Here is a 24856-nt window from a genome sequence, read left to right as displayed (position 1 = left end):
TTTGGGTCACTTATCGCTGGCGGCTATTCTCGCACAAGCCAATCCCGGAGTCGCCCCCCTACCCACCACGGCACGGGTGCCTCATGAACGTTACGGGGATCACAGAGAGAAGGTAATGAACTTGTAAACAGCTTGATAACTTTGTGCGTATCAATTACAACAGAGGCCATATCCAACAGGTCAGACCTCTGGATCAGTGATACCACGTTGGCAACTTTATACACGCAAGGAGCAAGCAATGACGACGACCCTCACTCTGCTTGGGGTGATCCTGGTTATCGGAGCCCTGGCCTATCGCCGGGCATCCCTGTTCATCTCCACCCTGGTCACCGGCGCCGCCCTGGTGCTTGGCGCCATCTATGGTCATGTGCCCTTGCTGGTCTGGGCGCTGTTTGCGGTGATCTCCATCCCGCTCAACATGGTGGAATTTCGCCGCAACCAGCTGACCAAGCCGCTGTTCAAGATCTACAAATCGATCATGCCGGAGATGTCCCGCACCGAAAAAGAGGCGATCGAAGCGGGCACCACCTGGTGGGAAGCCGATCTGTTCGCGGGCAATCCGGACTGGAAAAAGCTGCACGCCATCCCGGTAAGTACCCTCTCTGCCGAAGAGCAGGCCTTTATGGATGGTCCGGTCGAGGAAGTGTGCCGCATGGTGAACGACTGGGAAGTGACCCACGAGCGCGCCGATCTCTCCCCCGAGGTATGGCAATACCTGAAGGACCACAAGTTCTTCGCCATGATCATCAAGAAGAAATATGGCGGCCTCGAGTTTTCGGCCTATGCCCAGTCCTGTGTGCTGCAAAAACTGACTGGCGCCAGCGCCGTGCTCGCCTCCACCGTCGGCGTGCCCAACTCGCTCGGCCCGGGCGAATTGCTGCAGCACTATGGCACTGAGGCACAGAAAGACCACTACCTGCCCCGTCTGGCAGTCGGCAAAGAGATCCCCTGCTTCGCCCTGACCAGCCCGGAAGCGGGTTCTGACGCCGGTTCCATCCCCGATTTCGGTATCGTCTGCAAGGGCCAGTGGGAAGGGCAAGAGGTGCTCGGTATGCGCCTGACCTGGAACAAGCGCTACATCACCCTGGCCCCTATCGCCACCGTGCTGGGTCTCGCCTTCAAACTGCGTGACCCGGAACACCTGCTGGGTGACGAAGAGGAGCTCGGCATCACCTGCGCCCTCATTCCAACTCATATCAAGGGTGTCGGCATTGGCCGTCGCCACTTCCCACTCAACGTGCCATTCCAGAACGGCCCGACTCAGGGCAAGGATGTGTTCGTCCCGCTCGATTTCATCATCGGCGGCCCGGCCATGGCCGGTCAGGGCTGGCGCATGCTGGTGGAGTGCCTGTCGGTAGGTCGCGGTATCACCCTGCCCTCCAACAGCACAGGTGGCGTCAAGATGCTGGCCCTGGCGAGCGGCGCCTACAGCCGCATCCGTCGCCAATTCAAGCTGCCTATCGGCAAGATGGAAGGGATCGAAGAGCCGCTGGCTCGCATCGGCGGTAACGCCTACATCATGGGCGCTGCCGCAACCCTGACAGTGACCGGTATCGATCTGGGGCAAAAGCCCTCGGTCATCTCTGCCATCGTCAAATACCACCTCACCGACCGTGCCCAGAAGTGCATCATCGATGCCATGGACATCCACGGCGGCAAGGCGATCTGCATGGGCCCCAACAACTATCTGGCCCGTGGCTATCAGGGAGCCCCCATCGCCGTCACGGTGGAAGGGGCCAACATCCTGACCCGCAGCATGATCATCTACGGTCAGGGCGCCATCCGCTGCCACCCGTATGTACTGCCGGAGATGCTGGCCGCCAGCCATCCCGACAAGGAGCAGGCACTGAAGGATTTCGACAAGGCCATGTTCAGCCACGTCGGCTTTGCCATCAGCAACCTGGTGCGCAGCTTCTGGCTGGGGATCACCGGCGCTCGCTTCGCAGCAGCACCTTACAAGGATCAGACCAAGGGCTACTACCAGCAGCTCTCCCGCCTCTCGGCTAATCTGGCATTCCTGTCAGACATGGCGATGGGCACCCTGGGTGGCGAACTCAAGCGCAAGGAGCGGGTCTCCGCTCGCCTTGGCGACATACTGAGTCAGCTCTATCTGGCCTCCAGCGCCCTCAAGCGCTATCAGGACGAGGGACGCCAGCAGGCCGACCTGCCGCTGCTGCACTGGGCTCTGCAAGATGCCATGTTCAAGGCGCAAGAGGCGATCGACGAGCTGCTGCGCAACTTCCCGAACCGCTGGATTGGCCTTGCCCTGCGCGCCGTGGTGCTGCCACTGGGCCGTGACCTCAACCGTCCGTGCGACAAGCTCGATAGCCAGGTCGCCCGTCTGCTGCAAACTCCGAGTGAGACCCGCAGCCGTCTGGCCAAGGGGCAGTATCTGACCCGCGAAGAGGGTAACCCCTTCGGACTGCTGGAGCAGGCGCTCGATGACGTGCTGGCCGCCGAGCCGCTGTTTGACAAGGTCTGCAAGGCAGATGGCATCAAGCGTCCCTTCACCCAGCTGAACAAGGTGGCCGACATTGGCCTGGCCGCTGGCGTACTGACCCAGAGCGAAGCAGAGCTGCTGCGCCGCGCCGAAGTGAGTCGCCTGCGCACCATCAACGTCGATGATTTTGACCCCATCGATCTGGTGGCCAACAAGAAGCTGTTTGAAGCCTCCGCTTACCATCACGCAGCCTGATAACCACGCCTCGACAACGCCTCCCTTGTGGAGGCGTTTTTTTATCTTCTCTCACCCCTGTCAGCAGCCCTGGCTGCCGCAACCCGCACTCGCAGCTCCCCCGACCAGCTGCGGGCCCCGTGTGGTCAGCCGGGAAAAAAGGCACAATAGCCGACAAATCGAATCACCAAGGAAGCCAAGATGACCCTTGAGCACCTAATCCTGTGGCGCCGCGACCTGCACCGCCTGCCGGAAGCCGCCTGGAAAGAGTTTCGCACCACCAGCCTGATTGCCCACCACCTGAGCGAGCTCGGCTATCGCATCGTGCTCGGCGACAAACTGCTGGCCAGCAACCTGATGATGGGTCGTGATGTGGATGTGGCGGCCGAGAAGGCTCGCGCCCGCCGTCAGGGAGCCCATCCCGACTGGCTGGAGCGGATCGGCGATGTCACCGGGCTGATGGGGGAGCTGGATACCGGTCGTCCCGGCCCGACCCTGGCCTTTCGCTTCGATATCGACGCGGTGGAAGTGGAAGAGTCCGACGCCGAACAGCACCAGCCGCAGCAAGAGGGCTTTGCCTCCCACAACAAGGGGTGGATGCATGCCTGTGCCCATGATGGCCACACCGCCATCGGCATGGGGCTGGCCAGCCAGTTGATGGCGATGAAGGAGCAGCTGTGCGGTCGAATCAAGCTCTTCTTCCAACCCGCCGAAGAGGGGTGTCGCGGGGGCAAGGCACTGGCCGCCGGCGGCGCACTCGATGACGTGGATGCCCTGCTCTCGCTCCATATCGGCATTCACGCCGGTAGCGGCGAGCTGGTGATCAACCCCACCGAGTTTCTCTGCTCCACCAAGTTCGACGTCCACTTTATGGGCACCGCGGCCCACGCCGGGCTTGAGCCCAATGCCGGCAGCAATGCGCTGGCCGCCGCCTGCATGGCCACCACCGCCATGCTCGGCATTCCCCGACACCGCGATGGCATGACCCGCATCAACATCGGCCAGCTTCACGGTGGCAGCGGGCGCAATGTCATTCCCGATCATGCCGAGCTACACGGTGAAACCCGTGGCGCCGACAGCACCCTCAACGACTACATGTTCAGTCAGGTGCAGCGCATCGTCGAAGGCACCGCCCTCGCCCACGGCGTCACCTACCGCATCATCAAACAGGGTGAGGCGATTGCGCTGGAGAACAGCCCGGCACTGCAAGCCGAACTGGCAGCGCTGGCCCGCAAGCAGGGGCTCGCCACCATCCAGACTCGCCGCTTTGGCGCCAGCGAAGATGCCGGTTTTCTGATGGAGCGGGTGCAAAAACAGGGGGGCGAAGCAGCTTACCTCATTCTGGGGGCCGATCTGGCTGCGCCCCACCACCACAACGCCTTCGATTTCGATGAGCGGGTGATGCAAAGCGGCGTCGAGCTGCTGACCGCTTGGGCCCGCGCCCGCTTGGGTGCGGCAGAACCAGCCCTGAGCTGACGCGGCCCGCCCTTGATATCCCCTCGGCCAGATGACCGGCTGACGGGATCAAAAAAGGCGCCTCGGCGCCTTTTTTTCTGCAAGAAAACCTGAGCGTTACTCGCTGCGCTTGCGATGCACATCGGGGCGGCCACCGGTCACACTATCGGCTCTCCCCTCCTCTTTCGCCTTTTCTGCGCGTTTCTTGCGCATCTCGCGGGGATCGGCGGTCAAGGGCCGATAAATCTCGATGCGATCCCCATCGTGCAGCAACTCGCCACCTTTCACCGGGCGACTGTAGATGCCGAACTTGTTGACCGCCAGATCGATCTCGGGGTGCTTTTGCACAATGCCGGACTGCTCGATGACCGCCTGCACGCAGGTCTCGGACGGCACGCGTAGCGCAATCACCGTCTGCTGTTGCGGCAAGGCATAGACAACCTCGATATTGAGCTGGTCAGACACCGTAGACCTCCTTCGCCCGCTTGGAGAAAGCCGAGACCATGGAGCTCACCAGATCGCGGAACACCTGACCAAATGCCATCTCGATCAGCTTGGAGGTAAATTCGAAATCAAGATCAAACTCCACCTTGCAGGCATCCACATCGAGCGGGGTAAAGGTCCACCACCCCGCCAACTTGCGAAACGGACCATCTACCAGTTCCATCCTGATCTGACGGTTCACATCCAGCTGATTGCGAGTGGTAAAGGTCTTGGCAATGCCAGCCTTGGCCACATCCACCGATGCAGTCATGTAGTCATCACCCGCCTCGTGGACACGGCTGCCGACACAACCGGGCAAAAACTGCGGATAGGCATCCACATCGTTAACCAATTTGAACATCTGTTCTGCACTGAACATCACCAGGGCACTGCGCGTAATCCGGGGCATGGCTTTTCCTCATCCAATCGGCGCGATTTTATCACCATGTTTCCGGTTGTGGAGCGAAAACCTCAGCCAAACCGCTCATAAAGCCACCAGTTGACTTGCAGCGCGTTTTACAGCCGCTCACGCCTACGTATAATACGAGCCTCCTAGTCATTGCCGGAAATCGCCCGTCATGAGCAAAAAAAACAGTAAAAACAAAGCCGGGTCCAGCACCATTGCTCTGAACCGAGCCGCCCGCCACGAATACTTCATCGAAGAGAGAGTGGAAGCTGGCTTGTCCCTGCAAGGGTGGGAAGTCAAATCCCTGCGGGCGGGCAAGGCCAATATCAGCGAAGCCTACGTCATCTTCTTGCAGGGTGAAGCCTTCCTGTTCGGCTCCAGCTTCCTGCCGCTGAACGCCGCGTCCAGCCATGTGGTCTGTGATCCGACCCGCACCCGCAAACTGCTGCTGAGCCGCCGTGAAATCGACAAACTCGAAAGCCTGACCGCCCGTCAGGGCTACACCATAGTGCCACTGGCTCTCTACTGGAAAGAGTGCTGGGTCAAGGTCGAAATTGGTCTGGTGAAAGGTAAAAAAGAGCACGATAAGCGCGAAGATACCAAGGCGCGCGAATGGGATCGGGAAAAATCCCGCATCATGAAGAACAAAAATCGCGGCTAATCTCCGGTTATCCGGACTCACACTCCGGATGTTCAGGGCCAGCAAGTCATTCTGCTCCCCTCTGCGCAGTTGACCCCGAGTCAGCTGAGCACAATAAATCAGCAAACAGCCAAATGACCAGAGGGAATGGTTATCAACGCCTTGCTATAACAGCATTTTTGCGTACAATCGCTTCTAACAACTTGGGGCTGATTCTGGATTCGACAAGATTCACGAAACCCAAGGTGCATGCCGAGGTGCGGTAGGCCTCGTTAACAAACCGCAAAAAAATAGTCGCAAACGACGAAAACTACGCACTAGCAGCTTAATAACCTGCATAGAGCCCTTCTACCCTAGCTTGCCTGTGTCCTAGGGAATCGGAAGGTCATCCTTCACAGGATCGTGTGGAAGTCCTGCTCGGGGCGGAAGCATTAAAACCAATCGAGCTAGTCAATTCGTGGCGTGTCTCTCCGCAGCGGGTTGGCGAATGTAAAGAGTGACTAAGCATGTAGTACCGCGGATGTAGTAATTTTGGACGGGGGTTCAAATCCCCCCAGCTCCACCAAATACCGGTCCAACAGTGACCAACGAAGTCCAAGAAACCCGCACAGCGTAAGGCTTTGCGGGTTTTTTTGTTGTCCGTGAAAGTCCGAGGAAGTCGCCAGAAGCCAGCTCATTTAGTACCATTATTAGTACCACAGGGGCTGTGGTACTAAATTCGGTGGTACTAAGAGGCAACATGGACAAGAAGACACGCGAGACCGGAACAAACCGGCTAACCGACACTAAGGTGAAAACTGCCAAGGCAGAAACCAAAGAATCAACCTTGCCTGATGGCGAAGGGCTAGAGCTGAGGGTTAAACCTAACGGCGGGAAGCGATGGGTTTTTAAATACCAAAGGCCAGCCGATAAGAAACGCACCAACATGGGATTTGGCACCTATCCAGAAGTATCCCTTGCTGCAGCCAGAGAACGGCGGCGAGAAGCCCGCGCCCTGCTGGCCCAAAGCATTGATCCCAAGCTCCACAAAGAAGAACAGATCGCCACAGCCCAAGCCGAACAAGAAGCCAGTGCCAACACGTTCGAGCGCATGGCCAGTAAATGGCTGGAACTGAAACGCCACGACGTATCAGAAGCCTATGCCGCAGATTCGTGGCGCTCTCTTGAGCTATATGTACTGCCCTTCATTGGCTCCCTGCCCATCGACCAGATACGAGCGCCGAAAGTCATTGAGATACTTCGGCCGATTGAGGCTGATGGCAAGCATGAGACTGTACGCCGCCTCTGTCAGCTCGTTCGGGTCAAGTGGGTTGTTACCACCTGCAATCTCTTCACCATCTGTCAAACCGTCACCATCTGTGTCTGGCTTCAACGGATCAGTGCCGTGCGCCGCTTCCTGGCCATCGATCAAACCGTCATCGTCCGTATCCGGCTTCAGCGGGTCAGTGCCGTTGGTAATCTCCTCTTCATCCGGTATGCCGTCGTTGTCGGTGTCGATACCGTTCGGAATGTTGTCGTTGTCGGTATCTAGCTCACCACCGTTGACCGGGTCGTTCGGGTCGAGCGGGTTGCTACCACCGGCAATTTCCACACCGTCAGTCAAACCGTCACCATCAGTGTCCGGCTTCAGCGGATCGGAACCGTGCTCTGCTTCCTGACCATCGGTCAGTCCATCACCGTCGGTATCCGGGTTCTGCGGGTCAGTACCGTTGGCAATCTCCTCTTCATCCGGTACGCCGTCGTTGTCACTATCTACAACAGCCCCACGGACCAAAATAACCATGCTGTCTTGGGCTACATGACCAGATGGGAAACGGGCCTCAACAACCAAGCGATGATCACCATCAGCCATGTCTTCAGGAATCGCTACCTCATGAGTATCGGGCGTAGCCAATAACTCGAAACCATCGAGATATACATGCTGGACTTCAATCCCATTGCCGTATGCTCTTGATGCATTACGTCCATTGTTATCAGTCACTCGCCCATCAGTCTGGCGAGGATCAATTGCATCCCAAACAACGGTATAACGCTCTTCCGGCTTAAGCATGACCTGGCGTTCACGCATCTCGATCCTGGGTTGCAATACGGCATCTTCGATAATTTCAATAGTCCCTTCGGCTCGTGCTTCTCTACCATTTTCATCGGTCACAACCACAGACACACTGTACTGATTCAGCCCATTAGCCTTGTCAATTGGCAAAGCTGGTATCGTGATTGACGTCTGCATTCCCTGTGACACACCATTTAATGCACCCAACACTTCTCCAAACCAAACCACTTTGGCTATTTGGCTCGTTCCTGTTATTTGAGCATTAAGCTGCAACGATGACAGTTCGGCCAGAACAGTTTTGCTGGGGATCTCGACCTTAAGTTCTTGTGCTTCTCGATACTCCAAGACAATGTTGTTATTACGTTCAACCAAATCATATCTCATTCCGGCGAGTGACTTATTCGGCTTAGACGTCTTTAACATTTCATCTAAAGAAGCACCCAGCCTCCATTCGAATCCAATTCCTGCGGTTGTATTGTTACGGTCATTCCCGAATGATTGGCCAACCTTCATTTTCAACAATGGGAAAGGTGAATACTCCAACCCAGCAATTATTGCATGAGGATTCTCGGACAGTTTTTTACTTCCATTGATATCGACCTTGTCTCCCCAGTATTGTTCAGCCTTCAATGAGGCACTTAACTGAGGAAGATCAGGCAGATAACCTTGTACGGAAATATCCGCCCCTTTGGCTGGCCTGGCCTGGTAGTCTTTTATATGCACCGAATCCTTCCAATCACTTAAGGGGTGATAGAAGTTCGCACTAAACTTCAAATAATTTTGCCACGCCTCTGCCCCCACACCCATCCGAGTATGCTTTGACGTAAGATCCCGATCTAAAAAGGTGTTATAGCCTAACATCCAACGCTCATAAAAGTGACGCTGGCCAATACCCAAGTTCAAGATGTCTCTGTCTTGATTATTTCGTCTGATCCCAACTGACCAAACAGAAGACGTTCTTCTGTCTCATCGATTTTCATCAACGCATCGATTTCGACCTGATCAAGTTTAAAATCTTGATCTACCGAAATATTGACACGAGCAGTGCCATGTTGACCTATTAGTGATTCAGCATAAACTGAAGCCTCCTTTTCAAATTGATCGGTTACCCTTGACCTCCAGTAATCTAGTTCCTGATCTGCGGAGTGCTTACTTTTGTCCTGATTTTCATTCCGCTGATCACGGACATAAGCACCAATCAAACTATCTTCTGATATATTGGCGTTTATTTTCGATGCACGACTCCCTCCAGCTAGCGCTCCACCTAAACGAGCACCTTGTGCAGCAAGCTCTTTCTCAATACTCGTTGAAGGGTCTTTATCTAAAGGATTTATTTTAAGTAGACCCTGGCCAGAAAGTAGCGCGAGCTCACCTACTTTCGGGACATAAATTTCAACGCCTTCTTGCCACGCTTCATATTCAGAAAAAGCTGGATTTAACCTCAGAATATCAACATTTGATACCCCAAGCTTCCTGGAAGCTGTACCCAGGGTATCACCTTTTTTAACTCGGTAGATGTCATAACGACCTGATTCTTTTCTGGTCCGACTAATTTCATCTGCCGCGATTGCAACAGGTAGAAAAATGCTCTCACCAAAAAAAGGTATGACCACATCGCGACAAAAACCTTATTTATACGCATTAAATTATCCTACCAACTCAATGACGAAATTATCAGAATATATGACTTGATATCCATAATTTGTAATCGCTTTTAGCTCTAATTTTATTTTTGTTTTTATAAGTGACTTGCGAAGACTTGAGATAATCGCTGCGACTTGATTATCTTCTACATGCTGTCTATCTGGCCATATGGCTTCCTTTAACTTTTTTTTGGGGCAACATCTTTCATCGGATGATAATAATGCAGCCAAGGCCGAAGCTTCTTTTTTACCAAGGCAGAATAGCTTTACAGCATCATCATCTTTCATTTGAATAAAACCAGACACTCTGTCAATAACTAAGATTTCACTCTGCTCTATAACCATGAGAGTTTACCTACCCTTTCTAGTTTATATATTCTCATTACTGGAGTATCTGAGATAACAACATCTTCTCCATCTATCGTTTCAAAAATTTTTTGAGATGAAAAAGCAACATCATTCACGAGGCTTGGGAAAAATGTTTTTCTCATGTCATTCGAACTTGGTGTAGTTCGAGAATTATAATTTATGACATAGATGGTATTTCCTTTCTTACCCCATAACCCCTTAGAAACCAAAATATCTCCAGTAGTTTTTTTTTGATACACAGAAGTCAACTGACCTGCAAAACAAGTCATATTAACTTTTCTAAATTCATCCTCTGCTTCTGCATAAAAATCACAACCACTACCATTTATAAATGGATACAAACCATAAAACCCAGAACTACAGAACTACAGAACTACAGAACTACAGAACTACAGAACTACAGAACTACAGAACTACAGAACTACAGAACTACAGAACTACAGAACTACAGAACTACAGAACAGGATAAACGCTAAAATTTTTAGGTGAGTAGTTATAGCCATAAACATAAAGTGAATACCTATTTCCATGCTGAGCCATAAAAGACTCTAGCTCAGCCTTCAATTGCTTTGTATTTTTCTCGTAAAGAATTTTTGTTCCACAAACAGTCACGCCACTATATAAATCTTCGCAGTAAATTTTCTTGTCATACCCCCAAATAAGAGATGACATAAATAAAGACGCCCCCCAAGAACAGCAATAATTACTTTTTGAGTTAATACTGCAATTGGGATAAAATTATATATTTTTTTCTCATTTTCTACTCTTGCTATAGAGGTGGTATCTGTTAGGCCAGAAACAGCATCGCTTCTTTCAGTCTCAACTTGCTCAATAGATACCGATGCAAACTCATCTACAATAGTTACTTCACTAACATCACCATGTAGTGAGTATCCTTTTCCATGGTGGGTTCGTATTTCAAGAGCACATTTCCTTACGGAAAATACTTTTCTGATATTCTTGATTGCTACTGTCAACGAATTTGGAGAGACTATTTTTTGCGGCCACGCAAAATCTAGTAACTCACCTTTTTCTTTGAGCTGTCCCAAATTGTCTATTAGGTATTCAAGTACCACTACTTCACTAGAGCCAAGCTGACCAACACGCTCATTACTAAAATATACATTCCCACAACTGCGCTCGATAACCCACATCATATTCAACTCCAAACTGTTCAACTCGCAACCAGTTTGTGTAAATAACCTACCGCGGTAAACTCATAAAAAATAATTATCAAATAAAAAATTAATCAAAAAAATCAATAAGTTAGGGTAAAACTTTAGTGCGCCGCCCATAGGTAACCTTGACCATAACGAGCACCAATACTAAGCGCATACTCAAGATGGTCCTCATTTTCAATACCTTCAATTACTAAAGGCCCTACATGCATTACATCACTGTAGTTGCTTCCACGATTACCTGAGGATGCTAACTTGAAGTTATCTTGGAATGCCCAACGATCGATTTTAACGCCGTTCCAGAATGAATCATTAATATTCCCACACCCATCAAAATCATCAACCCATATTTGCATTCCATAACTTTTCAAAACTGCAATATTTTTCTTGGCCCGTTCTGACATCATGCTAATATGATTATCAACTTCAATAGCTATGTTGAAGTATCTTAAGAATGGAATAAAACAATTACATGCATCGCGATCTTCTAACACTAATGGCGAAACATTTATGAACAAGCTTTTTTCATCATATATTTCTGGGTGCTGGGCACTCCACTTCTGATATATTTCTAACTGTCGCTCTATAATATTTATACTTTCGTCAACACTCAAATCACTAAAAAATCTCGCATAGTCGAACGAACCATGATGAGAACGTTCAGCCAATCTCGACAAAGCCTCAAAGCCCACTGTACAACCATCGCGCAGATATACAATTGGTTCAAGCCTTAAATTGAATAACCTATCTTTTACTATGTAACTCATACCCACCTCGATTACTTATGTTGATTCAAATGTAAGTGAAATGGGTTACTGTGCCCCACCTCTTGCTGTTCATAAAATCATACGAGTTTGAATCGAGGAAGTAGTGATTCATGCGTGATTCATATGTGATTTATGATTCGACCACAAATGAGCACCCATTAAAAATGATTAAATCCTGTTTTATTTGACTTAACACCGGCATTGATGCGACAAGTAAATCTAGCGAAAAAAAATGCCTTAGCTCACACACAAATGAATACACAAAAACCAATAAGACCATAATGCTATAAAATCAAAAAATATGAGCGCATCTCTTATAATAATTAGCAAACATATATCTACCATCTATACTTATCATGTATGCATCACTTATATGTTAGGTTTAAAAATGTACAAGTTATTAAAGGCGTAGTTATTATTAAATGAACCTCCCTTATCTCTTATATCTACTAATAAATTTGAGTTCCTATAAAAACATGTGTTCATGTTCATAGCCAAGCTGATTTAGAAGAGGTGAATCGCGATGAAGCAATTACTATCAAAAAAAATTAGAATCATCATAGTCATCACGGTGATGACTCTATCAGGACTAGCTCTTTACAGTTACCAATCACTTAAAAACTCCATGGTTTTGTTAACAACTGAATTAGACAATGTATTCGAAGTACAATTGCAAAGGGTTAAGTTATTAAACCCGGAAACTATTTTCAGATTTTCAAGTGAGCGTAGTGACATGTTTTTAACATCATCTAATGCTATAGCATATGTTTATGGGTATGAGCTCAGCAGTAGAGAACGGTACGCTTTAGTTCCTATCCTTGATGCCTCTAGAGATACTCTTCCAATTTATAGGTATATCTTGAGGTATCCCGATGTCTTAAACCTCTATATTTTGACAAATGATGACTTACTCATAGGTATAACTTCAGACTTAAATTCATTGCTCGAGCGTCTTCAGCCAAGGAAAAAAGATCTACGCGAAATAGCCCCATGGAAGCATTATTTTCAATGCAATGAATTTATTGAACGTAATAAACTATGTAGTAGTGATGAGTCCTTTGTTTCTGATGTTCAAAAGGAGGCTATGACTGGAAAGGATATCTTTGTGATGTACTTTCCATTTAATTTTTTTGACACTAAAGAAAAAAATACAGATTCGGGCTCATTGGCATCGATGTTGATATCGACACCGCATTCGCCGGGGAATTACATCCATTTAAAGAAAACAACCCTACACAAAGTTTCGTCTCATTTTATTCATTTTCATGCCCTCTATTTATGATATGCATGGAGCATGTGCTAATGACTACTATCGCAGGAAATCCACTTTATATAACATGGCGCTATCAACTTAATGATTTTATGTTATATATTCTTAGCAGCACTGCGTTTACATGGGTTGTTATTTTATATTTGTTCGCCATGCTTTTGTGGCGGTATATTGAGCCAACGTTCAGGAAGTATGTCTACACTGATAATCTAACACAACTTCCAAGGCGAGAGATGCTAAATACGATTAGCATTCAAAAATATTCATTTTTATGTTTAGTTGATATAGATAATTTCAAAGAGATAAATGATCGTCTAGGTCATGATATTGGTGACAAAGTTCTCTCTTCATTTGCTTCTAATTTAAAAGGCCACTTTAGAAAAAGTGATATAGCAATACGATGGGGAGGAGAAGAATTTTTGGTTATAATACAGGGAGCTATGACGCAAGAGCAACTTGATAGCTTATTTATAAGAATATTGTCGTGTCCATTAACTCTACCAGAAGTAAACCGCCCGATTACTTTCTCAGGTGGTTTGGTAAGAATAACTGCGGGTGTCACATTGGAAAAAATAGTTAAGGATGCAGATGAACTATTGTATTTCATAAAGAAACATGGAAAAAATAATGTTGCAATGATGGTTAACAATAGCATTTTTACTTTTCTAAAAACTGTCAGCAGTTAATTTTAAACGGCGTTGTTTCCCAACTCTTCAAGCAAGGCATGACATCCCCATGTAGTGGTCTAATCATCCCGGACACCATTTTAGGTGGTACAGTCGCCACCATGACCTGAGGTGTTCAATGACAAGATTGCGTCGCTCATTTACTGCCGAGTTCAAACTCGAAGCCGCATCCTTGGTGCTCGACCAGGGATATTCTGTCACCGAAGCCAGCCGTTCACTGGATGTCGGTGAAACCGTACTGCGCCGCTGGGTTCAGCAACTGCAATCCGAACGAACCGGTACCACCCCTATTAGCAAAGCGTTGACCCCGGAACAGCAGAAAATCCAGGAGCTGGAAGCCCGTATCAACCGGCTCGAACGTGAAAAGGACATACTAAAAAAGGCTACGGCTCTCTTGATAGCGGACGAGTTCACACGTACGCGCTGATAGACCAATTAAGAGAGCAAGCCCCCATCACCCTGGTCTGCTGCGTTTTCGATGTTCCAACATCCTGTTTTTACGACTATCTGGCTCGCAAGCGAACGATTAACCGTGAGCGGATACAGCAACGCAGCGAGTTGCGCCGGTTGTTCAAAGAGAGCAGAAGCTCGGCAGGCAGCCGCGCCTTGATGTCGATGATGCGGGAGTTGGGGCATCAGATTGGTCGATTCAAAGTACGTAACCTGATGAAGGAAGCCGGGCTGGCATCCAAGCAGCCGGGCGCACACCGTTATAAGGTCGCCCGGTCTGAACGACCGGATATTCCCAATCTGCTGGCCCGTGAATTTGATGTCCAACAACCCAATCAGGTGTGGTGTGGCGATATCACCTACGTCTGGGCAGGTGGTCGTTGGAATTACCTGGCGGTGGTGCTCGACCTTTATGCCCGCCGAGTCGTGGGCTGGGCGATGTCTGACAAGCCTGATGCAGAGTTGGCCATCAAAGCACTGGAGATGGCCTATCAGCAGCGGGGTTGTCCATCCGGTGTGTTGTTTCACTCCGACCAGGGCAGCCAATATGGCAGTCGGGCATTTCGGCAACGACTGTGGCGCTATCGCATGACCCAGAGCATGAGTCGGCGTGGCAACTGTTGGGATAACGCCCCGATGGAGCGGGTGTTCAGAAGCCTGAAGTCAGAGTGGCTCCCTGCGATGGGATACATGAGGCTACGGGAAGCAAAGCAGGATATCAGTTATTACCTGATGGATTACTACAACTGGCAGCTTCCACATCAACACAATGACGGGATACCGCCAGCAAAAGCCGAAGAACGGCCTAACCAAGTGTCCGGATTTAGTTGACCACTACACATTACAGAAAAATTGTACAAACTTAAGTTGCGGATCCAATACTATAATTTAGGTTGATGATATAACATTTCGAAACAGAAAGTTCATTCACATATAAACAAACCCCTGAAACCATATTTTTCAGGGGCTATCTTACATATTCGAAACTTTTAATTAGTATTGTTAATTCGTCATGTCAGGCAGTGCGTGATGTTGCTTGCGCCGAGTCAATTATGACTTTTTCCTTAATCGAAAACTTCTTACTGTAAATAGCTGTAAGTATAGGAACCAACACAGCCGTTACGATCACACAGGTTGCAACCAGCGCGGTTGCAGATTGAGCCACAGGTGCAAACGCCGGGTTCATCTGGGCGATGATCATCGGGTTGGCGACGGCAGCCCCGGCGGTGGAAGAGGCCGCTACCCCGGCAGTACCATTGCCACCAGCCAGCCACTTGTCGGCGAAGATGAGCGGGATCCCGGTGATAACGATTACTGCCAAGCCAAGCAAAATTCCAAGTAACCCAGTCTCTATGATGACTGAGAAGTTGATGGTATTGCCCAGTGCAAAACCGAAGAAGGGGATCAGAGTACCGGTGGCTTTACTGAAGAACTCCTTCAGATCAGAGTCCAAATTACCAAGAGCAAAACCGATAAGGAAAGGTAGGACCGCCCCAACAAAATGGTGGCCCTGGAAGGAGGCCAGCCCTGTTGCACCAAGGATGACCATGGTCATCAGGGGACCAGACTCGATAGACATTAACACGAACGCGCCGGACTCTTCCTTGGTGCCATACTGGTTCATCAGGCTGGCATAAAGACCGCCGTTAGTCATATCCATAGCTGAGACGAGAGCCAGAGTGGACAATCCCGCGAGCAGACCGGCCTCAATACCGTGCTCAGGTAGCAGTTGGGATGCCAGTACTGCAACCAACCAGGCTACCGCTATTTTGGTGATTACCAGTACACCGGATTTTCGGATCACGGTACCCGTGGCTTTGAGATTGATGGAGGCGCCGATACAGAAGAACCAGACTGCCAAGATTGGCACTGTACCGGTGATAATCCCTTTGGTGAAGCCGCCATAATACTCTGCGGTACCGGGAGCAAATGTATTCAGAGTTGCGCCCAGAAGCAGCGGGATCAGCATGATCCCCCCCGGAATTTTATCCAACGTCTGTTTGATTTTCATATAGACCTCAATAATGATAAAAGAAATAACGTAAAAATTTCAACTCTGTATTTTTAATGTTTTTATTGATTGGCCAACCACGTTTTGCTGACCTTGAATACGGCTTTTTTTATCTTTTCAGATGTATTTACTTGGCAAGTCGGACGATGAACCTCACCCGGATAAAAAATGGCGAAATCACCTGCACTAAGTAGTATCCGATTGGTAATTTCATCTTGGTCAATGAAGATCAAGTCAGGCTTGGTTTCCTGATATGAATATGGGGAGGTAATGGCTGCGCTGGTAGCGATTATCTCTTGGCCACACAACAGTATTTGAATATCGATAAACTGATCATGAAATTCACTCTTTAAGCTGTCTTCAGGAGCAGTGGTTGGGTTTGAAATAAGATAAAAAACGTCATTCTCGATTATGTCGAATTTTCCATCTTGCTGAGTCAGTAAATGCTGATGGGAGCACTCTTCTCTTTGTAAAAGCTGCAATAACGGAGTGGGTAACATCGCCATTCCGAGTTGATTCATATTACCGATGATCATGAGCCGGATTTCCTTGTCACGTTGTCCGTCTTGATCGTCGGTACAGACAGGCGAGAGCCGTCCATCGAGCGAGTCAGATCGGAGTTATCGTTACGTATCTGTGGTATGGGCCCGGTGGCCGGGCCCGAATGAGAGTTAAAGTGCCGCCATGGCATCCCGTGCAAGCGAGCCAATCTTGTCCCACTCCCGTCGCTCGATGAGATCAGCCGGGACCATCCAGGTACCGCCGCAGGCAAACACGGTCCCTTGGGCCAGATAATCCTTCACATTACTCGGGCTGATACCGCCGGTCGGCATGAAAGTGACGGGGTAGACGGCGCTCAGGGCCTTGAGCATGGCCAGCCCGCCGGATGCCTCTGCCGGGAAGAACTTGAGTGTATGCAGGCCAAGCTCCATTGCTTGCTCAACTAGGCTGGGATTGTTGACCCCTGGGATGATAGGCACGCCTCGCGCCTGGCAATACTGAACGATTCGTGGATTGAGTCCTGGGCTGACGATGAAATCCACCCCTGCTCCTATAGCCTGATCCACTTGGGCTGTAGTGAGCACGGTCCCCGCCCCGATGGTCATGTTGGGGAAGGCTGCGCGCAGTTGGCGGATGGCATCGGCCGCAGCGGGAGTGCGGAAGGTGATTTCCGCGCTCGGCATGCCGTTGTCCATCAAAGCCTGACCAAGGGCCACTGCATCATCGGCATTCTTGATAGCGATGACGGGGATGATCTTCAGGCTGGACAGTTGTTCAAGCAATACTGACATGGGATTCCTCACTCGCATTGGTGGTGGCTGGCATCGCCAGCAAAGGGATGATGGCGCCGCGATGCTGAATAACCGTGCTCGCCAGTCGATGGGCATAGTGTGCTGAGTCGTTGACCGAGGCGTTGGCCAGTCGTTTGGCAAGGTAACCTGCGCTGAACGAGTCACCAGCCGCCGTAGTGTCTATCACCTGCGTCTGTGCCAGTGACACGGCGGGTACTTCATTGCACCGTTCGTCCTGCACGATGAGGCAGGATCCAGCACCGCGTTTGACAACTATTTCACTGACGCCGAGGGCCTGAGTCCGCGCCAGCGTCTGCTCAACCTGGCTATCTCCCCACAAGGCGTACTCGTCATCGAGTGTAAGGAAAGCAAGGTCAGTCAGCGACAGCATGGCGTGATAGGCCTGCTGTGCCGCTTCCCTGCTTTCCCAAAGGCGTGGCCGGTAGTTGTTGTCAAAGGCGATCTTCACCCCGGCAGTGCGACACTCGGCAAGACGTTGTAGCAGGGTTTCCCTGTCTGCTTGGGACAGGATGGCGAGGCTGATGCCACTCAAATAGATGTAGTCAAACTCGTGCAACTGCTGGCAGATCTGCTCCGCTTCATCGCCTTGCAACCAGTAACGGGCAGCCGCATCGCTGCGCCAGTAATGGAAGGTCCGCTCGCCGTGCTCGTCAGTTTCAATGAGGTAGAGACCGGGCAGTTTGTGAGCAAAACGCTGCACCAGATCGGTATGGACACCTTCCTGTTGCCACAGCTGCAACATGGTATTGCTGATGGCATCGGTTCCCATTGCGGTCACATAGTGTACGGCCAGCTCAGTGTTGGCTCGTGCCAGATAGACCGCTGTGTTGAGCGTATCTCCACCGAAATGGCGGACGATGTTCACCTTGCTCTCCGATAGCTCGATCATGCATTCGCCAATGACGGCAACCTTGATAGCCATATGTCCTCCCACTTTTATGATGGGTCCATTCTATTTAATGAAACGAAACTATCAAATGAATTGAAACAGCATTTCATTAAATTGTGACGGAACGCAAAGGTTCTTCAGCTTGAGGAGGATGCCCGGCGTGAGAAGCGTTTTAAATGGTTCTGTTTGATACCGTAATCAGGTAAGGTAGCTGCGACCTTGGCTATGATTGCGCGCTTGTTTCAAATATAATGAAACGATAGATTTTATAAGGGGATATAGATGTCAGCGGTAGATAACTCACCGGATTCGGTCTCGTCAGTACTGAAAGTGTTCGGTATCTTGCAGGCCTTGAGTGAACAAAAAGATATCGGAGTGACTGAGCTGTCCCAGCGGATCATGATGTCAAAAAGCACTGTTTATCGTTTTTTGCAGACAATGAAGACACTTGGCTATGTCAATCAGGAAGGGGAAACTGACAAGTACACCCTTAGTCTGAAGCTTTTCGAACTGGGTGGAAGAGCGCTGGAGCACCAGGATTTGATCCAAATCGCTGATGTCCAGATGTACCGTTTGGGTAAGTTGACCAAAGAAACGCTGCACCTAGGTGCACTGGATGAAAACAGTGTCGTCTATCTGCACAAGATCGACTCCGAATACAATCTGCGTATGTACTCCCGTATCGGTCGCCGCTGCCCACTCTACAGCACCGCGCTTGGCAAGGTGATGATGGCTTGGCTACCAGAAGAAGAGGTGCGGAGCATGTTGGCCGGAGTGACGTTTGAGCGCTTCACCGGACATACCCTGGCCAATATTGATGACCTGTTGGCTGAGCTGGCACAAGTGCGCGAGCAAGGCTATGCGGAAGACAATGAAGAGAATGAGAACGGGCTACGTTGCTTCGGTGTGCCTATCTACAACCGGATGGGACGCATCATCACCGGGCTCTCTTTGTCACTGCCGATAGTACGTTTTGAAGAGAGCAAACGTGCCGAGCTTGTTAGCTTGCTACATGAATCTGCAGCCCGCATTTCGGCGGAGCTTGGCTACCACGACTACCCCTTTACCTCGAACTGAGGCTGAGGGCCTAAGCTCCTTAGCCTCATCATATGAGTGGATGCCCAGTCTGGCATCCACTCAATGCTCCCGGTTATCGAACCCGATCGAGCGGCGCTACACCTTGGCGCCGGTAGAGAGAAACTATGGTGTAGCCATTGATGACGAAGAACATCCCCTCTAACAGACTCCCGCCAATCGAACCAGCCCAGAGGTTGTGAACCACCCAACAGAGACTGCTGGCCAGCATGCACCCTCGCAGTGGTAGTCCATCCAATCTGAACAAAGCATAGGTACTCAACGTGGTCCCCGTAAGTGTGAGCAATTGCATGGGATGTTCCAGCTGAGGAAGCACCAGCGCCCAAGCCAACACAATAAAGGTCCACATGACGCTTAACGTTCGGTGGTATCCGGAGACCCACGTGCGGACTGCACACAGCAGGCAGTTTATGGCGGCGACCGTCGCACCGAGCATCATAAAATGCAGAGCCAAAAGTACCCCATTAAGGGTCAGGTGCCGCCGCAATTTCTGATCCTGGTGTTGCAAAAAAGCGGTGGCACCGATAGCGCAAGCCAGCAACCCAAGGAGCTGGGCCAGCCAAGGGGTATCAAGATGCATAGGGTAAATTCCGTAACAGGATTGAACAAAAAAAGGCGCCATTGGCGCCTTGTTGCATCTTAAGAGATCAGCGGGCCAACCAGCCACCATCCACAGCGATTGTGTAACCATTGATGTAGTCGGAAGCCGCAGAGGCAAGGAAGACTGCCGGGCCCATCATGTCATCGGGTACACCCCAACGTCCGGCCGGGATCCGTTCCAGAATGGCGGCATTGCGATCCTCATCTGCACGCAGTGCTGTCGTATTGTTGGTGGCCATGTAACCGGGAGCAATGGCGTTAACGTTGATACCTTGGCTTGCCCATTCATTGGCCAGCAGGCGAGTGATCCCCATCACGCCGCTCTTGGAGGCGGTGTAGGAAGGCACCCTGATCCCGCCCTGATACGAGAGCATGGAGGCAATATTAATGATCTTGCCGCCCTGGCCCTGAGCGATAAACTGCTTCGCGACGGCCTGGGACATAAAGAAGACGCTCTTGATGTTGATGTTCATCACATCATCCCAGTCCTTCTCGCTGAAGTTGATGGCATCTTCGCGGCGAATGATGCCAGCGTTGTTGACCAGGATGTCGACCCGACCAAACCGGGAGACGGCCTGATCCACCAGTCCTGGTAAGGTATCAACCTTGCTGACATCGGCCTTGAGACTAAGGAACTGGCGGCCAATGGCCTCGACCTTGGCAATGGTGTCGGTAGGCTCGACGATGTTGACACCAACGATGTCACAACCTGCCTGAGCCAGGCCCAACGCCATACCCTGACCCAGACCGGTATCGCAACCGGTCACGATGGCAATCTTACCCTTCAAATCGAATGCATTGAGAATCATCTTGTTTCCTCTGCTGCCACCCTGCGTGACAGTCTTGATGGTGGTGATGCGGGCCGTCTGAAGCGGGCCCGGACATAAAGGGAATTAACGCAGATCCTCGATGGCAACATGATCCATGTCACCGAACACCTGATTCTCTCCGACCATGCCCCAGATAAAAGTATAAGCCTGGGTACCTACCCCGGAGTGAATGGACCAACTTGGCGAGATCACTGCCTGCTCGTTGTGGATCAGCAAATGGCGAGTCTCGTCAGGCTTGCCCATCATGTGGAATACAGCCGCATCCTCTTTCATGTTGAAGTAGAAGTAGACCTCCATACGACGCTCATGAGTGTGGCAAGGCATGGTGTTCCACAAACTACCTTCCTCCAGCTGGGTCATGCCCATTACCAATTGACAGGTCGGCAGTACATCCGGCACCAGGTATTTGTAGATGGTGCGACGGTTGCTGGTAGACGCGTCACCGATGGTGCTGGGGGAAGCCTGCTCCTTGGTGACTTTGCGGGTCGGGAAATGCATGTGGGCCGGAGCACTGTTGTAGTAAAACTTGGCCGGTTGCGAGGCATCGACGCTGGCAAAACTTAGCTCCCTGGCGCCCTGTCCCACGTAAAGCGCTTCGGCATTACCGACTTCAAAGGTGGTTCCATCCACAGTAACCACACCGGGGCCACCGATGTTGATAAGCCCAAGCTCGCGACGTTCGAGGAAATAGCTGACACCAAAGGTCTTACCTAGCTCGTCTGAGAAGCCAAGCGGACCGTTAACTGGCATCATGCCACCGAACACGATGCGATCGATGTGGCTGTAGGTCATGGTCAGCTTGTTCGGGGTGAAGATCTCCTCAACCAGAAACTCACGGCGCAGGCCCTGAGTATCAAGTTGCTTGGCATGGTCGCTATGGATGCTTTGACGAATTTGCATAATGAACCTCAATTCAGGGCCTTTACGGCATCAATGACTGCGTACTTACGCTTTACTTTGTGGAACGCACGATACCAATAAAAGGAAACGCCATCAATTTAAAAATGAAACATTGTTTTGATTTTGTGATTCTGAGCTAATTCCAAGAGGTTGACACCTCGGTTGTTTGTCGGGCCACAGGGGCAAGTCAGTAAATAGCGATATGGGGATGGCAATAGCTGATGAGAGTGCAGGTGTCATCCCTGAGCTGAGTTCTCTTTGTATAGTGAGTCGTTCTTAGTGCCATCCAGGTGATTCGTGGGTACCAAGATGATAGAGAGTGAGTGTTGTACAAGCCCCACTCTGCGGTTAGCGGATAGGCTCATTTGTTTATGGTTGACGCGTATAATGCAGGCCAGAACAAGGCAACATTGTGGTGAGTTTTCAGTCTGGTTCATCAGGCACTCACCAACCTCCCCCCAACGCACCCCATACCAATATTAGAAATACCCATGAGTCACTGGACAGGTAGATTAAAAAACACCCAGCCATGTTCTTCCTCTTTCCTGCTCATCAGGTATAATCCGACATCTTTTTTACAGATGTGACCTGCGCCCCCTATGACCGTCAACCGTTTTGACCCCAGCTCAGAGAGCCTGACGCCTGCAACCGCGCAGGCTCAACCATTGGACAACCAACCTGTCCAACAAGCGACTTCCCGCATTATTAGGTCTCACCACCCAAGGATTGGTTTTGTGAGCTTGGGATGCCCCAAAAACCTGGTCGATTCAGAACGCATCCTGACCCAGCTGCGTACCGAAGGGTACGATGTGGTGCCCAGCTATGACGATGCCGAGCTGGTCGTCGTCAACACCTGCGGCTTTATCGATAGCGCGGTGCAAGAGTCCCTGGAAGCGATCGGTGAAGCGTTGGCCGAAAACGGCAAGGTGATTGTTACCGGTTGCCTCGGCGCCAAAGAGAACCAGATCCGCGAGATCCACCCCAAGGTGCTCGAGATCACTGGCCCCCACGCCTACGAGGAGGTGCTGGGTCACGTCCACAAATATGTGGCCAAGCCGGAGCACAACCCCTTTACCAGCTTGGTGCCGGCCCACGGCGTCAAGCTGACCCCGCGCCACTACGCCTATCTGAAGATTTCAGAAGGCTGCAACCACCGCTGTACTTTCTGCATCATCCCCTCCATGCGCGGGGATCTGGTGAGCCGCCCCATCGGCGAAGTACTGGCGGAAGCTAAGCGCCTGAAAGAGGCGGGCGTGAAGGAGATCCTGGTGATCTCCCAGGACACCTCCGCTTACGGTGTCGATGTGAAGCACCGCACCGGTTTTTACGATGGCATGCCGGTCAAGACCAGCATGGTCGCCCTGTGTGAAGAGCTGGCCAAGCTCGATATCTGGGTGCGTCTGCACTACGTCTACCCCTATCCGCACGTGGATGACGTCATCCCGCTGATGCGCGATGGCAAGGTACTGCCTTACCTCGATATTCCGTTGCAGCACGCCAGCCCGCGCATCCTGAAACTGATGAAGCGCCCGGGTACTGTCGAGCGCACCCTGGAGCGTATCCAGAAGTGGCGCGAGATCTGCCCGCAGATCACCCTGCGCTCCACCTTTATCGTCGGCTTCCCGGGCGAGACCGAGGAAGAGTTCCAGATGCTGCTGGACTTCATCGACAAGGCGGAGCTGGATCGGGTCGGCTGCTTCAAATACAGCCCGGTCGAAGGGGCGCTGGCCAACGAGCTGCCGGATCCGGTACCGGAAGCGGTGCAGGAAGAGCGCTTCCAGCGCTTTATGGAGCTGCAACAGCAGGTCTCCATCCGCAAGCTGGCCCGCCGGGTCGGTAAAGAGATGATGGTACTTATCGACGAAGTGGACGAAGAGGGCGCCACTGGCCGCTCCTTCGCCGATGCGCCTGAGATCGACGGTCTGGTCTACCTCAACGGCGAGACCAGTCTCAAGCCGGGCGACATGGTCAAGGTGCGGATCGACGAATCCGACGAATATGACCTGTGGGCCAGCCTGATCAGTTAAGCCACTGGAAATATCAAAAAAGCGCCTGAGGGCGCTTTTTTATATTCTGATGTTGCACCATACAGCATGAGAAAAATTCGGCTAACCTGTTAGCCACATTAGCCATACCACAACAGCGCCACAACAGGGACTGCATCAATATCTCTGCAAGTTTCTACACATAAATGTGACACAACCGGCCAAATAAAGTTCAGGAAGGCCATTGCCTTCCTGAATTCTCAAGAGCGACCTTTGCGCAACGATATCAAGAGCTCTGCTTCTGCCTTTGGCAACTCGCATTCACTCATGACCTCATCCAGATCAGCGCCCAGTTCGACCATCTTGGCTGCGCGACTGTAAAGCCGTCGTTCGGGATCTTGCATTGTCAGCTCTTGCTGACGATCATTGACCTGCTGCATTGTCCCTTCTACTGACTGCAAGCGCTGCCCCATGCCTATCGCCCCGGTATGAAGCTCCATCATCTGCTTGCGCAAGCTCTCCAGTTGACCCTGCAGGGTTATCACGCTCGCCTCGGACTCCTGTTTGCTACGCTTGCTTTGGAACCAGATATAAAAAGCAAACAACAAGGCAATCAGGGACAACCCCAAGGCAACTATCTCGATTATCAAAACATCACCTTATTCATCAGAGGGAACCGATATCTTCCCACTCTTCATCAGAGAGCAGCTTGTTCAAGTCAACCAGGATCAACAGTTGTCCATCACGGTTACTGACCCCCTGAATGAACTTGGCGCTCTCCTCGGTCCCGACAGCGGGTGCTGCATCAATTTCGGAGGAACGCAGATAAACAACTTCCGCCACACTGTCCACCATGATGCCGATGACCTGCTTTTCGGCCTCGATGATCACAATGCGAGAGTTTTCACTGACATCACCGGATGGCAAGCCAAAACGGGAGCGCGTATCGATGACAGTCACCACATTGCCACGCAGGTTGATGATCCCTAGCACATACTCAGGCGCACCAGGAACAGGCGCGATTTCGGTGTAGCGCAACACTTCTTGAACCTGCATCACATTGATGCCATAGGTTTCGTTTTCCAGTTGAAAGGTTACCCATTGCAGCACTTCATCTTCGGCCAGATTCTGTGCGATATTGCGCTTTCCTGTCATGTTT

At 50.9% G+C, this 24856-nt stretch carries 23 protein-coding genes, 1 other RNA gene and 2 pseudogenes; 10 read left to right on the top strand and 16 right to left on the bottom strand.

Going from position 1 to position 24856, the window contains the following annotated elements:
• Positions 1 to 238 precede the first annotated feature (238 nt).
• Positions 239 to 2695, top strand: a complete 2457-nt coding sequence (gene fadE, locus BN1135_RS08520; RefSeq protein ID WP_042020335.1) for an acyl-CoA dehydrogenase FadE — start codon at positions 239 to 241, stop codon at positions 2693 to 2695.
• Between the two features lie 180 nt (positions 2696 to 2875).
• Complete coding sequence (locus tag BN1135_RS08515) at positions 2876 to 4150, top strand: amidohydrolase (protein WP_042020334.1); 1275 nt, start codon at positions 2876 to 2878, stop codon at positions 4148 to 4150.
• Positions 4151 to 4246: 96 nt separating this feature from the next.
• Here the strand turns inward: BN1135_RS08515 and BN1135_RS08510 are convergent, their stop codons facing one another.
• Both BN1135_RS08510 and BN1135_RS08505 read right to left on the bottom strand, forming a co-directional pair.
• The gene (locus BN1135_RS08510) at positions 4247 to 4594 is read right to left on the bottom strand and encodes an RnfH family protein (protein ID WP_042020333.1); all 348 of its coding nucleotides are present in this window, start codon (positions 4592 to 4594) and stop codon (positions 4247 to 4249) included.
• Positions 4587 to 5021, bottom strand: a complete 435-nt coding sequence (locus BN1135_RS08505; RefSeq protein WP_042020332.1) for an SRPBCC family protein — start codon at positions 5019 to 5021, stop codon at positions 4587 to 4589. The genes BN1135_RS08510 and BN1135_RS08505 overlap by 8 nt, the downstream gene beginning before the upstream one ends.
• Before the next feature lie 169 nt (positions 5022 to 5190).
• On the opposite strand from BN1135_RS08505, the gene smpB reads away from it, so the two are divergent.
• From smpB to BN1135_RS21520, 3 genes and pseudogenes are all read left to right on the top strand, one after another.
• Complete coding sequence (smpB, locus tag BN1135_RS08500) at positions 5191 to 5679, top strand: SsrA-binding protein SmpB (protein ID WP_042020331.1); 489 nt, start codon at positions 5191 to 5193, stop codon at positions 5677 to 5679.
• A 184-nt stretch (positions 5680 to 5863) separates the two neighbouring features.
• Positions 5864 to 6223: a transfer-messenger RNA gene (ssrA, locus tag BN1135_RS21525) on the top strand.
• 174 nt (positions 6224 to 6397) lie between these two features.
• Positions 6398 to 6955: pseudogene (locus BN1135_RS21520) on the top strand (integrase arm-type DNA-binding domain-containing protein); the annotation flags it as partial.
• Positions 6956 to 6985: 30 nt separating this feature from the next.
• Here BN1135_RS21520 and BN1135_RS22400 read toward each other — a convergent pair.
• From BN1135_RS22400 to BN1135_RS08470, 5 genes and pseudogenes are all read right to left on the bottom strand, one after another.
• Positions 6986 to 9324, bottom strand: a pseudogene (locus BN1135_RS22400) (inverse autotransporter beta domain-containing protein); the annotation flags it as partial.
• Between the two features lie 33 nt (positions 9325 to 9357).
• Complete coding sequence (locus BN1135_RS08475; protein ID WP_042020326.1) at positions 9358 to 9699, bottom strand: helix-turn-helix domain-containing protein; 342 nt, start codon at positions 9697 to 9699, stop codon at positions 9358 to 9360.
• Positions 9690 to 10064: a hypothetical protein gene (locus tag BN1135_RS22045; RefSeq protein WP_139245053.1), complete on the bottom strand. Its 375-nt coding sequence runs from the start codon at positions 10062 to 10064 to the stop codon at positions 9690 to 9692. The genes BN1135_RS08475 and BN1135_RS22045 overlap by 10 nt, the downstream gene beginning before the upstream one ends.
• A gap of 267 nt (positions 10065 to 10331) precedes the next feature.
• Complete coding sequence (locus BN1135_RS21510) at positions 10332 to 10880, bottom strand: winged helix-turn-helix domain-containing protein (protein ID WP_082186757.1); 549 nt, start codon at positions 10878 to 10880, stop codon at positions 10332 to 10334.
• Positions 10881 to 11002: 122 nt separating this feature from the next.
• Positions 11003 to 11668 (bottom strand): EAL domain-containing protein, encoded by a 666-nt coding sequence (locus BN1135_RS08470; RefSeq protein ID WP_042020324.1) that lies wholly within the window; start codon positions 11666 to 11668, stop codon positions 11003 to 11005.
• Between the two features lie 523 nt (positions 11669 to 12191).
• Here BN1135_RS08470 and BN1135_RS21505 point away from each other — a divergent pair.
• The 3 genes from BN1135_RS21505 (at position 12192) to BN1135_RS21500 (ending at position 14905) form a co-directional block, all read left to right on the top strand.
• Entirely contained in the window at positions 12192 to 12950 is a 759-nt protein-coding gene (locus BN1135_RS21505) for a hypothetical protein (protein ID WP_082186756.1), read from the top strand.
• A 20-nt stretch (positions 12951 to 12970) separates the two neighbouring features.
• Positions 12971 to 13624, top strand: coding sequence for a GGDEF domain-containing protein (locus tag BN1135_RS08465; RefSeq protein WP_042020323.1), 654 nt, complete (start codon positions 12971 to 12973; stop codon positions 13622 to 13624).
• Positions 13625 to 13742: 118 nt separating this feature from the next.
• Positions 13743 to 14905, top strand: a protein-coding gene (locus BN1135_RS21500; protein ID WP_139245052.1) for an IS3 family transposase whose coding sequence is annotated in 2 segments (ribosomal slippage) — positions 13743 to 13998 and positions 13998 to 14905 — 1164 coding nt in all. Because the reading frame shifts where the segments join, the coding sequence is not laid out codon by codon here.
• A gap of 184 nt (positions 14906 to 15089) precedes the next feature.
• Here the strand turns inward: BN1135_RS21500 and kdgT are convergent.
• The 4 genes from kdgT to BN1135_RS08435 form a co-directional block, all read right to left on the bottom strand.
• Positions 15090 to 16085 carry a 2-keto-3-deoxygluconate transporter gene (kdgT, locus tag BN1135_RS08450; RefSeq protein ID WP_042020319.1) on the bottom strand — a complete coding sequence of 332 codons (996 nt, stop codon included), beginning with the start codon at positions 16083 to 16085 and terminating at the stop codon, positions 15090 to 15092.
• 62 nt (positions 16086 to 16147) lie between these two features.
• Positions 16148 to 16621, bottom strand: a complete 474-nt coding sequence (locus tag BN1135_RS08445) for a NanQ anomerase/TabA/YiaL family protein (RefSeq protein ID WP_042020317.1) — start codon at positions 16619 to 16621, stop codon at positions 16148 to 16150.
• A gap of 135 nt (positions 16622 to 16756) precedes the next feature.
• Complete coding sequence (locus BN1135_RS08440; protein WP_042020316.1) at positions 16757 to 17377, bottom strand: bifunctional 4-hydroxy-2-oxoglutarate aldolase/2-dehydro-3-deoxy-phosphogluconate aldolase; 621 nt, start codon at positions 17375 to 17377, stop codon at positions 16757 to 16759.
• Entirely contained in the window at positions 17361 to 18320 is a 960-nt protein-coding gene (locus BN1135_RS08435; RefSeq protein WP_042020314.1) for a 2-dehydro-3-deoxygluconokinase, read from the bottom strand. Before BN1135_RS08435 ends, BN1135_RS08440 begins: the two co-directional genes overlap by 17 nt.
• Before the next feature lie 249 nt (positions 18321 to 18569).
• Between BN1135_RS08435 and kdgR the strand changes: the two genes are divergently transcribed.
• Positions 18570 to 19364, top strand: a complete 795-nt coding sequence (gene kdgR / locus BN1135_RS08430) for a DNA-binding transcriptional regulator KdgR (protein WP_042020313.1) — start codon at positions 18570 to 18572, stop codon at positions 19362 to 19364.
• 73 nt (positions 19365 to 19437) lie between these two features.
• On the opposite strand, the gene BN1135_RS08425 is transcribed toward kdgR, so the two are convergent.
• From BN1135_RS08425 to kduI, 3 genes are all read right to left on the bottom strand, one after another.
• On the bottom strand, positions 19438 to 19962 hold the full coding sequence (locus tag BN1135_RS08425; RefSeq protein ID WP_042020312.1) for a YgjV family protein: 525 nt from the start codon (positions 19960 to 19962) through the stop codon (positions 19438 to 19440).
• A 67-nt stretch (positions 19963 to 20029) separates the two neighbouring features.
• Entirely contained in the window at positions 20030 to 20791 is a 762-nt protein-coding gene (kduD, locus tag BN1135_RS08420; RefSeq protein WP_042020310.1) for a 2-dehydro-3-deoxy-D-gluconate 5-dehydrogenase KduD, read from the bottom strand.
• An 84-nt stretch (positions 20792 to 20875) separates the two neighbouring features.
• Positions 20876 to 21712: a 5-dehydro-4-deoxy-D-glucuronate isomerase gene (gene kduI / locus BN1135_RS08415; RefSeq protein ID WP_042020308.1), complete on the bottom strand. Its 837-nt coding sequence runs from the start codon at positions 21710 to 21712 to the stop codon at positions 20876 to 20878.
• A 599-nt stretch (positions 21713 to 22311) separates the two neighbouring features.
• On the opposite strand from kduI, the gene rimO reads away from it, so the two are divergent.
• Positions 22312 to 23739 (top strand): 30S ribosomal protein S12 methylthiotransferase RimO, encoded by a 1428-nt coding sequence (gene rimO / locus BN1135_RS08410; protein ID WP_223290110.1) that lies wholly within the window; start codon positions 22312 to 22314, stop codon positions 23737 to 23739.
• Positions 23740 to 23957: 218 nt separating this feature from the next.
• Here the strand turns inward: rimO and BN1135_RS08405 are convergent, their stop codons facing one another.
• On the bottom strand, positions 23958 to 24344 hold the full coding sequence (locus BN1135_RS08405; protein ID WP_042020377.1) for a DUF2802 domain-containing protein: 387 nt from the start codon (positions 24342 to 24344) through the stop codon (positions 23958 to 23960).
• A gap of 19 nt (positions 24345 to 24363) precedes the next feature.
• The gene (locus BN1135_RS08400) at positions 24364 to 24852 is read right to left on the bottom strand and encodes a chemotaxis protein CheW (RefSeq protein WP_042020306.1); all 489 of its coding nucleotides are present in this window, start codon (positions 24850 to 24852) and stop codon (positions 24364 to 24366) included.
• Positions 24853 to 24856 lie beyond the last annotated feature (4 nt).

Source organism: Aeromonas sobria (genome assembly GCF_000820145.1).
Lineage (GTDB): Bacteria > Pseudomonadota > Gammaproteobacteria > Enterobacterales > Aeromonadaceae > Aeromonas > Aeromonas sobria.
The sequence above is the reverse complement of the archived record's forward strand: the minus strand, read 5'-3'. Positions and strand labels throughout refer to the sequence as shown.